Raw genomic sequence first — 14198 nt, 5'->3', positions numbered from 1 at the left:
CGAATTCAAAAAGACAACAAAACACATCCATCCAAAAAGTTATCCAATTTTTGTTACAACAAATTATAATTCATCACATTAACAATACATACATTTCAAGGAAATTATTTTATTTGAAAACTGCTATTGAAATACAATTATTTTATCATACATTTGCCATGCATTCGGTTCACTCCGGTGACGAACAGGGAAGCAGGTGAAAATCCCGCACTATACCCGTAGCTGTAAGCTCTATTCAACGCTTGAATCAATAATCCACTGTCACGCTGTCGATGGGAAGGAGATTCAAAAGCGAGAGTAAGTCAGAAGACCTGCCGATTGCAAATAAATTGGAGCTTTCGGGTGAAAAGCGAAAAAGACAATTCTCTGCCATACACGATCCTTTCTCGTGTTTTCCCCGAAGTATTTTTTAATTATTAAAATTTTAATCATGGAAACATCAACCACGTTCTCAAGAATCGTGAAACGCAACGGGGAAATTTGCGATTTCAAACCGGAAAAGATTGAACAAGCCATTTTCAAGGCAACGAGAGCTATCGGACAGCCCGATCGTAAAACAGCACGGGAATTGTGTCATAAAGTCGTGCAAATCCTTGAAGCGAACACCCCAGAGCGGGAGCTTCCGCACGTGGAACAAGTCCAGGACACGGTGGAACTCGTTCTGTTCCAACACGGCGACCTGCAATTGATGAAAACATACCTGCTCTACCGCAAGCAACACGAGCAGATACGCAACTCGAAGACGCTGCTGACAAATATAGAAGTCATGGATAATTACCTGTCATTGAGCGATTGGAGAGTGAAAGAGAGCGCCAATTCCTCGTACTCGCTGCAAGGACTGAATCAACATATAGCGACGCAAATCACTTCCAATTATTGGTTGAGCCAACTCTACCCGGAACGTATCTCGGAAGCGCATAAAAGCGGGGCTTTGCATATCCACGACTTGGGATTCCTGAGTGTTTATTGCGTAGGCTGGGATCTGAAAGACTTGCTGACGGTCGGATTCCGGGGGGTAGAGGGAAAAGCACAGAGTAGCCCGGCAAAACACCTTCGCACGGCTCTCGGGCAGATCGTGAACTTTTTCTACACCATGCAGGGCGAAGCCGCCGGGGCTCAAGCGTTCTCGAACTTCGACACGTTCCTCGCTCCTTATATCCGCTACGACAATTTGAATTACAAGCAAGTGAAACAATGCTTGCAGGAATTTCTATTCAACCTGAACGTGCCGACCCGGGTCGGGTTCCAAACACCTTTTACCAATATCACGATGGATTTGACTGTACCCGATTTTCTGAAAGACGAACATATCGTGCACGGCGGTGAAGTGAAAGAAGAAGTGTACGGGGATTTCCAAGCCGAAATGACGATGCTCAACAAAGCATTCGCCGAGGTGATGAGCGAAGGCGATGCTTCCGGCAGCCTGTTCTCGTTCCCCATCCCGACGTACAATATTACCCCGGACTTTGAATGGAACAACCCGGATTACGAGGGCATCTGGGAGATGACAGCAAAATACGGCATTCCCTATTTCTCCAATTTCGTGAATTCCGACATGAAGCCGGACGACGTGCGCAGTATGTGCTGCCGCCTCCGGCTGGACAAACGGGAGTTAATGAAACGAGGCGGAGGATTGTTTGCCGCCAACCCGCTGACGGGTTCCGTGGGAGTGGTAACCATCAACCTGCCCCGGCTGGGATATGAAGCCGCGTCGGAAGAGAATTTTTTCCAACGCTTGCGCCATTTGATGGAGATCAGCAAGGAAAGCCTGGAAATCAAACGCAAAGTGATTGAACGTTATACCGAGAAAGGACTGTACCCTTATTCCAAATATTATTTACGCTATATCAGGGAACGCTACGGTTGTTTCTGGAAAAACCACTTCTCCACGATTGGCATCAACGGCATGAACGAGTGTTGCATGAATTTTCTCGGGGTACCCATTTCACACCCGGACGGGATGGAGTTCGCCCAAAAGGTGATGCACTTCATGCGGGATATATTGACGCAATTCCAAGATGAAACGGGAAATATATACAATCTTGAAGCAACCCCGGCAGAGAGTACTTCTTATCGTTTCGCCCTGCTCGACACTGCCGAATATCCCGATATTATCGTTGCGAACCACGAGCAATACAAGCAAGGCGCACAACCTTACTATACCAATTCCACGCATCTGCCCGTGAACTTCACGGATGACCTGTACGAGGCTCTTGACCAACAAGACAAGTTGCAAACGCTGTACACGGGTGGAACCGTTTTCCACGTGTTTACCGGGGAGCAGCAGACCTCCGCGCAAGCGGCGAAAAACATGGTTCGCAAGGTGACGTCTACTTTCCGATTGCCTTATATCACGCTCTCGCCGTCATTCAGCATATGCCCCTCGCATGGCTATATCGCGGGAGAACATTTCAAATGTCCGCATTGCGGGGCATCCTCCGAGGTGTACAGCCGGATTGTAGGTTACATGCGTCCCGTAAGCCAATGGAACAACGGGAAACGAGCCGAGTTCAATGATCGGAAACTGTTTGACAAGAGCGTCCAGAAAAAAGAAAGCGTATTATGCGAATAGGAGGATTCGTCAAACAAAGCCTGATTGACTGGGAAGGGAAAGTTACCGCAGTGATATTCACGAAAGGATGCAATTTCCGTTGCGGGTACTGCCACAACCCATCTCTTGTACTGCCGGAATTACTCCGGCAGACACAGGACATGAAGGAAGAGGACGTATTCGGCTTCCTCAACAAACGGCGGGATTGGCTCGACGGGGTGGTCATATCCGGGGGAGAACCGACGTTGCACGAAGACCTGCTCCCGTTTATCCAAAAAATAAAAGCCCTCGGGTTACCCGTGAAACTCGACACGAACGGGTCGAACCCGGAGGTTTTGCAACAATTGATCGCCGGACAGTGGATAGATGCCGTGGCTATGGATATCAAATCCTCCCTCTCGCTTCCCGGTTACCGAAAGGTAAATTACACGATGACTGCCTCGTTGCTGGAAAAGATACAAGAATCTATCCGGATTATCAAAACCTCCGGACTGGAATACCAATTCCGGACGACGGTTATCCCACGAGTGCAAAGCCCCGAAGAAATACAAAGCTTACAAAAAGAATTCTCGGGTTCACACTACGTCATTCAAGAGTTCCGGGACGGGGATATTCTGGATAAACACATACACGAATAAACTAAATAATATTACTTTTACACCCTCATTTTATATATCAAGATCATGCAGAAGTTCATTTTATTATTCATATTACTTATCACGGCAATCACCGGATACTCGCAAAAGCATAAACGTATCGTATCGCTTGCCGCCTCCATCACGCAAAACCTGTACCTTTTGGGAGCAAACGAAGACATCGTGGGCTGTACCCGCTTTTGCATCACGGAACCGACGGATTCTATCCCGGTCGTGGCTGACGCGGTGAGCGTGAACATGGAAAAGATCGTGGCACTGCAACCGGACATCGTGCTCGCCAGCGGATTGACTCCCCCGAAAGTACTCGAGGGATTCGAGCGCATGGGTATAAAAACCAAACGCCTGAACCAACCCAAAAACTTCGAGGAGATATGCCAGCAATTCATCACCCTGGGTGAGATATCGGGCAAAGCTGACAAGGCGGAAGCTACCGTGAAGGAATGCAAAGCACGACTCGAAAACCTGAAAAAAGGAATCAATTTCAACAATCCTCCCAAAGTATTCATGGAGATCGGTTGTGACCCGCTATTCTCGGCATTACCCGGCTCGTTCATGCACGACTATATCCAACAAACCGGAGGGGTAAACATCGCACAAGACCTTGACAATGCCATGGTATCCAAAGAATTCGTTCTTCTCCAAAACCCAGACATCATTTTTGTCGTGGGCATGGGCATCGTGGGCGAAAACGAGATCACCAAATGGAAAGAGATCAAAAGCCTCAATGCCGTGAAGAATAATAAAATATTTCCGTTGGATCAATATATTTGCAGCCCCACGCCTGTCACGTTCGTGGAGACGGTGGAAGAGTTGATTCAATTGATGAAGCAGGAAATAACGCCTACCCCCTATACTATCTGAACCCCGAGTTTACGGAAATTCTTCGGCTGTCCGAAAAATACGAGGACATCCTTTTCCGTGAACACGAGGTCGGCAGGGGGATTATCCACGACTAAAGCTTTACCGGCTTTAGGATCATAGCGTTTTAAGGCAATCAATTTCAAGCCGAACTCTTCCTCAAATTTGGCATTTTCCAATTTTCTCCCCAAGAAAGTAGAATGTACTTCCCACTCGATAACTAAATGGTCCTCATCCACCACGTAAGAATCGACAGTAGTTCCCAATTCTACTTTCGTGGCAAAGAAATCGGCATATTCCCACTCGGGATTTATCACTTCCGTGATCCCCATGGATTGCAAGATCACCTTGTGCACGGGCGAGATGGAACGGGCAACGATACGTTTCACGCCAAATTGTTTCAACAAGGCTATCACGAATAACGATGTCCCGAAATCCTTCCCGAACACGACGAACACGACATCCACGTCCAATAAAGGCAAGGTCTGCAATGCCTGCGCATTCTTCACATCCAATGCCACCGTGTTCGTGATCGCCTCCTTGTACAAATTTATCTTACTGATATCCGAGTCAACGCCTAATACCTCGTTGCCCCTTTTCGTCAACCGCTGCGATAACGCAACCCCGAAATTTCCTAATCCAAATACAATGCACTTCATAAGAATTGAAAATTGAGAATTAAAATTAGAGTATTACCGTGTCGTCCGGGTAAGTATACAATTTTGCTTCCTGACGACGGATGAAACAAGCCAAGAGGGTCAACAGACCGACACGACCGACGAACATCGTGAAAACAACAACAAGTTTCCCGGCGACACTCATGGTCGGGGTCAGATTCAGCGTCAATCCAACCGTACCTAACGCGGATATAATCTCAAAAGCAGCCTGCGTGATGGTTGCCGTCGGTTCTAACAAAATAATAGCGAATGTGCCTAAAATGATCCAGAGCACGGAAAGCACGATCACCGAATGTGCCCGGTTCACGTTCTCCCGGGTCAATTGCCGATGGGCTACCACCACCCGGTCGTTACCCGTGAGGTTCGCCCAGATATTTTTCAACGCGATCACGAAGGTCGTGACCTTGATACCGCCACCCGTGGACATAGGCGCCGCACCAATCCACATCAACACCATGGTCAGGAAAATGGTGGACGGGTGCAGAATAGACATATCCACGTTGTTGAATCCCGCAGTACGGGGAGTCACCGCCCCCATGAACGAAGTCACGAACTTTCCCGTCACGGACATTCCTTCCAAGGCGTTGTGGTCTTCGAATATCCAGAATAAACCCGTCCCCACGACCAGCAATACCAACGTCGTGGGTAACACGATGCGGGTCGTCGTACTCACGATACGGGGTTCATGGACAACCTTGTACCCCATTCCCAGCATACATTTCACCCTGTTCCGGATACCGTAATGCAGCAATCTCCCGTAATTGAACAAGATTGGGAAACCGATACCCCCGAAAATAATCAGGAAAGCCAGGATCACCTGCAATCCATACAGATGGCGTATCAACGGGTCGTAAAGATTGCCGGGCAACGTGGAGAAGCCCGCGTTACAGAATGCCGAGATACCATGGAACAAAGCGAAAAACGTTTTATTCCCGATGTCCGCCACATTCTGTACCTGCAAATATACCAAATACACACCGATGCCCTCGATAATAAAGGTTGTCAACACGATGTACACGACTGTCCGGAAAATATCTCTCAAGGAAGCCTCGTTCAGAAGATTTTTCATCATCAACTGGTCATGAAAAGAAGTACCGCTTAAAAAGGACATGGCGAAAAAACTCGTGAAGGTCATCACCCCGATCCCCCCGACCTGAATCAAGAATAACAGGACGACTTGCCCCATCAAAGTAAACGTGGTGCCCGTGTCCACAACCGTCAACCCCGTCACACATACGGCACTCGTCGACGTGAAAAGCGCATCCGTGAAACTGATGCCCTCGTAAGTGGCATTGGGCAACCTCAACAATACCGATCCTAACAAGATAATGAACAAGAAACTTCCGGCAAAAAGGACTTCCGTTTTCACCCGGCTTCGCAAGACGACGAATATTTGCTTCGAGAGCTGGATGATGCTTAACAGCAACACCACCCCGTAAGTCAATATCCGCTCCACCTTAAAGAGTAGCGGACTGATCGCCCCGGAATCCGGCTTGTCAAAATGCCTCGAGAATAAGGTCAAGGCAAACAGGAAAAGCAACACCAATACCTCTATCCAGAAACCTTTCTCCGCTCGCAACAGCTTAAAATTAAACAGGAAACGAAGCAAACCCAGCGCCAGGAAAAGATGCATGATCTCCCGGAAAGTATAGTATATCTCGTGGGAATACGTGTCGGGCATCCTAAACCCGAAGCGATAAATCACCAGAATGATCGCCAGAAATGAAGCCAAAAACAACAATACGTTGCTCACCACTTCCACCAAGTGCTTGAGCGACTTGTAAATCTTTCTTACCCTATATTGAAATTCCACCGAGAGCATAACATCTTTTTTTAGTTTTTAACGTCAATCCCCGCATGAAGTTACAGAAAAGCACCAAAAACTCGTTCCACTGGACGAATACAAGAATAACTTTCAAGTTTAATGAATATTTCGCATCTTTGTACCGGAAACCGCTATATCTTAACAAATAAATTTCCCATGCAAGGAAAATATTACAAATGGATTGTCTTTCTGGCTTTTTTGCTACTGTTGCTCGCAGGAAGTATCATTGCCGGACTTTGCTTCGGGGAGATTCGTTTTTCCATACAAGATCTTTTTCAGCTTTGGAACGGCGATCCGGATGATGTTCGTTTAAATATCCTGCGCCAATTAAGAATCCCCCGCATCATACTCGGATTCATTGTCGGCGGGACCTTAAGCCTGTCGGGAGTTATCTTGCAAGGAATATTCCGCAACCCGCTCGTGGAGCCCTACACCCTAGGAATATCGGGAGGAGCATCCGTGGGGGTCACCGCGGCAATCGTGCTGTCATTGCATACCCTATACGGCAGTCTGATACTTCCTATTGCCGGATTCATCGGGGCACTCGTGACGATCGTTCTTGTCTACACGCTCGGGATACGGCGGGGCAAAGTACGCATCCACAATCTTTTGCTGACGGGAGTGATGATTAGTTTTATCTCCTCCTCGCTCATGTTGCTCATCATGTCCGTCACGAAAAGCGAGAATCTGCACGGCATCGTATTCTGGATCATGGGTTCCCTGAACGAAACCGCCCCGGCTCTCATCACCCTGATTTCCACGACCAGCCTCGTCGTTCTATGTCTGGCATTTTTCTACACACCAACCTTGAACGCCATGCGCCTAGGGGCGGAAAAGGCGATTCAACTGGGGATTAATGCCAACCGGGCAATCAAAATACTATTTTTGCTCAGTTCGCTGCTCACAGGAATCTGTGTTTCCATCGTCGGGGTTATCGGTTTCGTGGGATTGATTATCCCACAATTGATGCGCTTTATCATTGGTTCCGACTACCGGATATTGCTACCGAGTTCCTTTATCGGGGGAGGCATTTTCCTGATCCTGTCCGATATATTTGCCCGAACGATTATTGCCCCCAATGAACTTCCGATCGGGGTTATTACCGGCATCATCGGCGGCATCATTTTTATCCTTGTCATGAGTAATACCCGAACGGAAAAAACGATAGCATGATATGGAAAACGCGATAGAAATAAAAAACCTCCGGTGCGGCTACGGTCACAAATTCACAATACACGATATCTCGTTCAACGTCCAACGGGGTAAGCTGACGTCTATTATCGGTCCCAACGGGGCGGGCAAAACGACCCTGTTCCGTGCCATCACCGGGATGTTGCCCGTGCTAGAAGGCTCCATACGCATAAACGACAACGACGCAACCCGCATGACGCACAAGGCGAGGGCAAGGCAAATTGCCATTGTCAACCAAACCGTGGAAGCAGATTTCATTTCCATTGAAGATTACGTGCTCATGGGACGCCTGCCATACCATGCCCCGCTACAACTTTTCGAAAGCAGCGAGGACTATGCCATTGCCGAGAAAAATATGCGACTGACAGGGATATGGGAGAAACGGAAAAAACTCATGAACCAACTTAGCGGTGGCGAACAACAACTGGCAGCCATCGCCCGGGCACTTACCCAACAAACGGAAATACTCCTGCTTGACGAACCGACTTCCCATCTTGACATATCGCACCAAATGAGGATTCTTAACCTCGTGCAACTCCTAAACCGGGAAAAGAACCTTACCGTGTTGCTGATTATCCATGACCTCAACCTCGCTAGCGAGTTCAGCGACCAGTTAATCATGCTCAAAGAGGGAAGCATCCACACCGCCGGGACCCCGGAAGAAGTGCTTACTTACGAGAATATTGAAAGCGTGTATGACACTTTAGTCCTAACCCAAAGCAACCCGCTCTCCGGCAAACCATGCGTGTTCCCCGTATCGGAGAAGCATCACCTTCACCTAAGAAAAAGTCCTGACCTGTAAAAACTTTATTTCATAAAAACAAAGTACACGGCAAGTACCAGACAGATACAAGCAGCCAGGTGATTCCATTGGAAAGTCACCCCTTTGAAGAAAAGGACAGAAAAAATAATAAAAATGACCAAGGTGATTACTTCCTGAATAACTTTCAATTGCATCAAAGAAAAAGGTCCCCCGTTACCGATGAATCCCAAGCGATTAGCCGGCACCTGCGCACAGTACTCAAATAACATTTCGAAATAACCCATGTTATTTAGTATTACCAAAATAACAACACAAAAAAATAATTCACTATAATAGTGAATTATTTAGAAACAATTTCATATCTTTGTCGTATATTTATAAACAATATGGAGATTGTTTTTGAAAATGAATATTTAAGAGAATTATATGAAGAGGGTAAGGCGAAAAATAAGAAATATCGGTTTCAACCCTCTATTATTGATAGATATAAAAGAGTCGTTGACACTCTAAAAAATGCTCCTAATACAGAGTTTTTATATAAACTCCACAATTTGAACTATGAAAAACTTCAAGGAAATAAGAAAAATATTGAATCTGTTCGAGTAAACAATCAGTATAGGATAGAATTTCGTTCCTATGAAGAAGAAAGAGAACCTAATAAGGTTATAATTTGCTCTCTATTAGAATTAAGTAATCATTATAAATAATGTTTTATGGCAACAAAAAATACTCTACCGTACAAAGCAACACATCCAGGAGAGATTCTAAAAGATGAGTTGGATGCACGAGAAATAAAGCAAAAAGATTTTGCAAAAGAAATAGGTATGCCAGTAACAGCATTAAATGAACTCATAAAAGGTAAACGATCAATTACAGTAGATACAGCTATATTATTAGAAGCTAGTTTAGGTATTGATGCTAAATTTTGGTTGGATCTCCAAAATCAATATGATCTAGATTCAGCCTCTATTCAGCAAAAGAACATCGAACGTATAAAAGATATCGAGCTTTGGAAAATTATTAAAGAAAATGTTCCTGTCAAATATTTTGAAAAATTAGGCTTACTAACTAATTCTCTTAGCAAAAATATTGAGAGAATATGGGATATTTATCAGTGTAGAGATATAAATGATTTACTTCATTATGTTGCAACCCAAAAAGCATATTTCAAAAAGTCAGAAAAACTATGTAATAATGCTGTAAATATTGGAGGCTGGTGCCAATTAGTCCGCTATAAAGCTAAAGGTATTTGTTTGCAAAATCCATTTGATTTATCAAAAAAAGATGAACTCGTTAGAGATCTAAAAACTGCTTATTTAAATGGAAAAAATTTAGAAAGCCAAACCCTAAATATTCTCAACAAATATGGTATAAAATTTATCATTCTTTCAAAACCAGAACAAGCACCAATTGACGGATATTCTTTTTTGAGTGACAATATTCCTGTTATTGCTGTTACTTTAAGAAAAGCCACAATTGATAATTTCATATTTTCTATTTTCCATGAAATTTATCATGTATATAATCATCTATATACAGAGGGTAATAACGGAGAATTGAATATTGAAGATGAAGTTTCTATAAAAGAAAACGAAGCAAATGTTTTTGCCAAAGATATTTTGATTCCTAAAGATGAATGGTCAAAATTTAAACGAGAAAACATTTGCATTAATCATGCAATTTTTGACAAAAAATTAATTGAATTCGCAAATAAAGTAGGTATACATCCAAGTGTCGTACTTGGTAGATATTGCTATGAAACTTCTCAATATAAAATCAGATCAAGAATCTCAAGAAAGATTGATTATTGATTTGCATTGAAAAGAATTTTCTTCCTGTAATCATTTCAAGAATACAAAATATACTGCAAGCACCAAACAAACGCCAGCTGCAAAATGATTCCACTGTAATGATTCACCTTTAAAAAAAACGACAGTAAAGATTGTAAAAACAATTAAGGTTATAACTTCTTGAATTATTTTCAATTGCATCAACGAGAATGGGCCTCCATTCCCGTGGAAGCCAATACGATTTGCTGGAATTTGAAATGAATACTCAAATAACATTTCGGATTAACCCATGACAGAAAATATTGATTATCTTTGTGATATCTATTTAGGAACAAAGTTATGAAAAAAGCTATTACTTATATTCGAGTTTCAACTAAAATGCAAGATGTCGCAAGACAAAGGATGAAAATTCAAGAGTATTGCGATCGAAACAACTATGAAATTGTTCAAGAAATTGTAGATTACGGAATTTCTGGGGCAAGAGCTGATCAAGAAGGCTATATTAAGTTACAATCTCTTACAGATAAAGATGGAGAAATATTAGTAATTTCAGAATTATCTCGATTGAGCAGGGAGGAAACATTAATTACAGTCAATACAATTCAAAATATTATATATCATGGCTTAGACGTGGTATTTTTAGACGATGCAAGTAAATATTATAAAGCTAATCAAGCTCTGAATTTAATAGAACTAATAACCTTACTTGTTAGTGCCGACAAAAATGCAAAAGAAAGAATCGAAATAAAAAGAAAAAATCAAGAAGGCAAACAAGCTATATTATCAAATAACCCCTATGCTATGGTTGATGGTAATATACCTTTTGGCTTCCAAGCAATCTATAATCCTAATGGACGTAGACCTAAAAAAATTCTCGAAGAAAATGAACAAGAAGTTGAACACATAAAAAAAGTCTATGAATTAATATTATCAGGATATTCACTTGGAGAAGTCGCAAGATACTTCAATAATAGAAATATTACATTTAGAGGGTTCTTTGTTACCAGACAGTTATTAGGTAGATTAATTAAACATTCTATTTACAAAGGAGTTAGAGAAAGGAAATTAAAATTCGATAGAGAAGAAGCAAGCATCATTTCTGTCAATATTAAACCAATAATTACACCAGAAGATTTTGACAGGGCAAATCTTTTGGTAAAAGAAAATCATAAATATAAATCAACTGGCAAAAATTTATACAACCCATTAAAAGGAATTTTCAAATGTCGATGTGGACGTTCCATGATTGTAAAGGACAAGAAACCAGAAAAGGCTGTCACCAAACTCACATACAGATGTAGTTACGTGGGAACAGAAGACAATCCTATTGCCTGCCATTTTAAGGATGAAATCTCTTATCATCTAACCAATGAAATTATATATAGCTTATTCAAATACATGAATTATAGTGAAAATATTGACTTTTTCAAAGGACAAATTGATAACAAAGTACAAAACTTAATTGAAGAGATTGACGGTTTGAATAAACAAATCAAAAATAAAGAGTTAATTCGTTCAAACCTAGAAGCAGAAAATCAAGAATTAGTACAAAGCTATTTAGAAGCACGTTCTTCCACATTACGCACTGCGGTACAAAACAAACAAATCGAAATAGAAAATAAAATTGAAGCTCTTAAAAAAGAAATGAACAAACTAACTGATGCAAAACTCAGTAAAGAAGCTGATAAACTAAGATTAATTGACACCAGAAAAAAAGAGAAACTAGATAATCTTAATATTCAGGAAAAAGGAGAATTATTCCACAAACATCTTGCCTCTGTTACCTATTACACTGTCACTATGATGCAAGGTTTTTATGTCATTCAATTTAGAAGTGGTTTAGAGTTCATCATTGCTGTTAGAAAAACTGCTAGAAGCCCTCTAGTTTCTATCTTACCAGATAAATATACGCTAAACAAAGATACCCTTCTAATTACAGAATATAAAGAAACATCTAAAAATACAAGTCTAAAAAATTTCTCCCTAAACACTACTGTTACAACAAAAGAAATAACTATTCAAGAATATCTAAAAAGTGAAATTGCAGAACTAAGATCATTAAGAATAGACTATTCATATCGAAAACAGTATAATGAAAACTTAAAAATGAAACGTGAAGAATAAATATAATATATCTATTAAAATTAAAGCCTATCCCCTCTAAATTGAAGGAATAGGCTTTTTACTAGAATGACAAAGATTCATAAGTCTGCGCAACCTCTTCCTGCCTCAATCCAATATACCGTCTTGTGATAGCCAAAGAGGAATGGTTAAACATATCCATAAGCATAACTAAAGCCCTTTCCGCATTCTCTGGATTCTGGTTGTAAACCTGCCTCCCAAAAGTCTTGCGTAAACTATGACAGGAGAAATTTTTGACGTTTACCCTGTACTTAGTCTTTATCTGCTTTAGAATCCTGTTTAGCTGTTGGGTGGAGTAAACGGTTTTCTTCTGGCTTAGAAAGACAGGAGAATTAAGGCAAACGGGGTTAATGTGGTTGTAACAATCCGTGATGAACTTCTTTAGTTGTGGAGAAATGGGAATAGTCCTTTTCTTCTCCGTTTTGTGCTCCGTGATGATGATTTCATCCTTATCCAGAATCAACAACCAAGTGAGTTGCTTCATGTCATACACACGTAATCCCCAGAAAGAACCTAGCGTGATAAACAAAGCGATTTTATAATTCCCGTCCTGTATTAGTTTTCTAGTTAGATTAAGCATATCAGCCCAATCCAGACGGTCTGCCGTGGTGTTAGAATACTTCAAACTCATAACGTTCAAATTTATAAGATTAAATATGTAAGTGAATATTTTGTAGAGCCAGAAAATAGCCCTAAATTGTAAGTGATTGATAATAAGAGAAACGTTCACTAATATAGAAAGTGTACATTCCACAAATAAAAAGGGCTTACCTCTCTTGAAGTAAACCCTATATGTATGATTGTATTAAAACTGTTATTTCATTATTGAATCCAGTTTATCAGCTAATTCAATAATATCATCTTTTTTTGCTAATACCTCCAACCATTCAGAAGGAATAGTATCATAACCGTATATAATCCCTGCTAATCCTCCTGTAATCGCTCCAACTGTATCAGTGTCATCACCTAAATTTACAGCCTTTAAAACAGCATCTTTATAGTTAGTAGTATTGAAGATGCACCATAAACTGGCTTCTAGTGTATCTATAACATATTCTGTAGAATGAATATCCTTCAATTCAATAGCTTTAAATTCTTCATAAGATAAGCCTACTAACCTTTTAAAAGGAATATCTTCTTCAATAAACATCTCCTTTTTCAGAAGTTGTAGTATTGTTTGCTGCATAGCTTGGTAGGCTTCCTCTACTAATTGGAGGTTGATATACTGTATGGCAAATTCACATAATGCGATACAGGCTAAAATACTTCCTGAGTGCCTGTAGGTTAACGAGGAAATTTCTTTTATTATCCTAAATCTATTTTCTTCCTCCATGTTAAGGATATAAGGTACTAGTGGAAGAATCCTCATGAGTGATCCGTCACGGTTACCTCGTTTATTGTCTATCCCTGTTACATGTGGAGATCCATTATTTCTTAAATTTACAATGGCAAAATAATTTATATAGTTTATATCAAATGTTTCGTTAGCTGGTGTCCAATAGTCTTCATACATCCATTTCGTGAACTTGTTGATAATATCATTTAGGTCATAACCATTACAGAGGGATTCTGCTAGACAAAAGGATAAAGAAGTATTATCAGACCATGTACCTGCTGGTATATTAAACTGATCGAGTCCCTCCATTGTCGTAACTGGATTTTTTGCTATAACTTCTCTATCTAAAAATTGAACTGGCAATCCTAAAGCATCACCTATAGCTGTTCCTAATAATATATCTTTGTTT

Annotated in this window: 12 protein-coding genes, 2 pseudogenes and 1 riboswitch; of the genes and pseudogenes, 8 read left to right on the top strand and 6 right to left on the bottom strand. The window is 41.4% G+C overall.

Annotated features, from left to right (window positions below; translation table 11 throughout):
• Positions 1–148 precede the first annotated feature (148 nt).
• A riboswitch (cobalamin riboswitch) is annotated at positions 149–333 on the top strand.
• Between the two features lie 97 nt (positions 334–430).
• Genes A3CY_RS0117220 through A3CY_RS0117210 form a run of 3 tightly spaced genes read left to right on the top strand, consistent with a single transcriptional unit; the run spans position 431 to position 4068 of the window.
• Complete coding sequence (locus tag A3CY_RS0117220; RefSeq protein ID WP_018339188.1) at positions 431–2572, top strand: ribonucleoside triphosphate reductase; 2142 nt, start codon at positions 431–433, stop codon at positions 2570–2572.
• The gene (locus A3CY_RS21515) at positions 2563–3189 is read left to right on the top strand and encodes an anaerobic ribonucleoside-triphosphate reductase activating protein (RefSeq protein WP_018339187.1); all 627 of its coding nucleotides are present in this window, start codon (positions 2563–2565) and stop codon (positions 3187–3189) included. Before A3CY_RS0117220 ends, A3CY_RS21515 begins: the two co-directional genes overlap by 10 nt.
• 45 nt (positions 3190–3234) lie before the next feature.
• On the top strand, positions 3235–4068 hold the full coding sequence (locus tag A3CY_RS0117210) for an ABC transporter substrate-binding protein (protein WP_018339186.1): 834 nt from the start codon (positions 3235–3237) through the stop codon (positions 4066–4068).
• Here the strand turns inward: A3CY_RS0117210 and A3CY_RS0117205 are convergent.
• Positions 4056–4724: a potassium channel family protein gene (locus tag A3CY_RS0117205; RefSeq protein WP_018339185.1), complete on the bottom strand. Its 669-nt coding sequence runs from the start codon at positions 4722–4724 to the stop codon at positions 4056–4058. The genes A3CY_RS0117210 and A3CY_RS0117205 overlap by 13 nt on opposite strands.
• Positions 4725–4749: 25 nt before the next feature.
• On the bottom strand, positions 4750–6564 hold the full coding sequence (locus A3CY_RS0117200; protein ID WP_018339184.1) for a TrkH family potassium uptake protein: 1815 nt from the start codon (positions 6562–6564) through the stop codon (positions 4750–4752).
• Positions 6565–6723: 159 nt separating this feature from the next.
• Between A3CY_RS0117200 and A3CY_RS0117195 the strand changes: the two genes are divergently transcribed.
• Positions 6724–7740 (top strand): FecCD family ABC transporter permease, encoded by a 1017-nt coding sequence (locus A3CY_RS0117195; RefSeq protein WP_018339183.1) that lies wholly within the window; start codon positions 6724–6726, stop codon positions 7738–7740.
• Between the two features lies 1 nt (position 7741).
• Positions 7742–8560, top strand: coding sequence for an ABC transporter ATP-binding protein (locus A3CY_RS0117190; RefSeq protein WP_018339182.1), 819 nt, complete (start codon positions 7742–7744; stop codon positions 8558–8560).
• A 5-nt stretch (positions 8561–8565) separates the two neighbouring features.
• Here the strand turns inward: A3CY_RS0117190 and A3CY_RS21510 are convergent.
• A pseudogene (locus A3CY_RS21510) lies at positions 8566–8823 on the bottom strand (DMT family protein); the annotation flags it as partial.
• Positions 8824–8907: 84 nt separating this feature from the next.
• On the opposite strand from A3CY_RS21510, the gene A3CY_RS0117180 reads away from it, so the two are divergent.
• Both A3CY_RS0117180 and A3CY_RS0117175 read left to right on the top strand, forming a co-directional pair.
• Positions 8908–9228 (top strand): type II toxin-antitoxin system RelE/ParE family toxin, encoded by a 321-nt coding sequence (locus A3CY_RS0117180; protein WP_018339180.1) that lies wholly within the window; start codon positions 8908–8910, stop codon positions 9226–9228.
• A gap of 6 nt (positions 9229–9234) precedes the next feature.
• Positions 9235–10332, top strand: coding sequence for a HigA family addiction module antitoxin (locus A3CY_RS0117175; protein ID WP_018339179.1), 1098 nt, complete (start codon positions 9235–9237; stop codon positions 10330–10332).
• 30 nt (positions 10333–10362) lie between these two features.
• Here A3CY_RS0117175 and A3CY_RS21505 read toward each other — a convergent pair.
• Positions 10363–10581, bottom strand: a pseudogene (locus A3CY_RS21505) (DMT family protein); the annotation flags it as partial.
• 69 nt (positions 10582–10650) lie between these two features.
• On the opposite strand from A3CY_RS21505, the gene A3CY_RS0117165 reads away from it, so the two are divergent.
• A complete protein-coding gene (locus A3CY_RS0117165; RefSeq protein WP_026207808.1) occupies positions 10651–12435 on the top strand; it encodes a recombinase family protein in 1785 nt (594 codons plus the stop codon).
• A gap of 61 nt (positions 12436–12496) precedes the next feature.
• Here the strand turns inward: A3CY_RS0117165 and A3CY_RS0117160 are convergent, their stop codons facing one another.
• Both A3CY_RS0117160 and A3CY_RS0117155 read right to left on the bottom strand, forming a co-directional pair.
• Complete coding sequence (locus tag A3CY_RS0117160; protein ID WP_018339176.1) at positions 12497–13084, bottom strand: tyrosine-type recombinase/integrase; 588 nt, start codon at positions 13082–13084, stop codon at positions 12497–12499.
• Positions 13085–13267: 183 nt separating this feature from the next.
• Positions 13268–14198, bottom strand: a 931-nt coding sequence (locus tag A3CY_RS0117155; RefSeq protein ID WP_018339175.1) for an ADP-ribosylglycohydrolase family protein, incomplete at its 5' end; no start/stop codon positions are given.

The sequence above is a fragment of the Butyricimonas synergistica DSM 23225 genome, assembly GCF_000379665.1.
Lineage (GTDB): Bacteria > Bacteroidota > Bacteroidia > Bacteroidales > Marinifilaceae > Butyricimonas > Butyricimonas synergistica.
The sequence above is the reverse complement of the archived record's forward strand: the minus strand, read 5'-3'. Positions and strand labels throughout refer to the sequence as shown.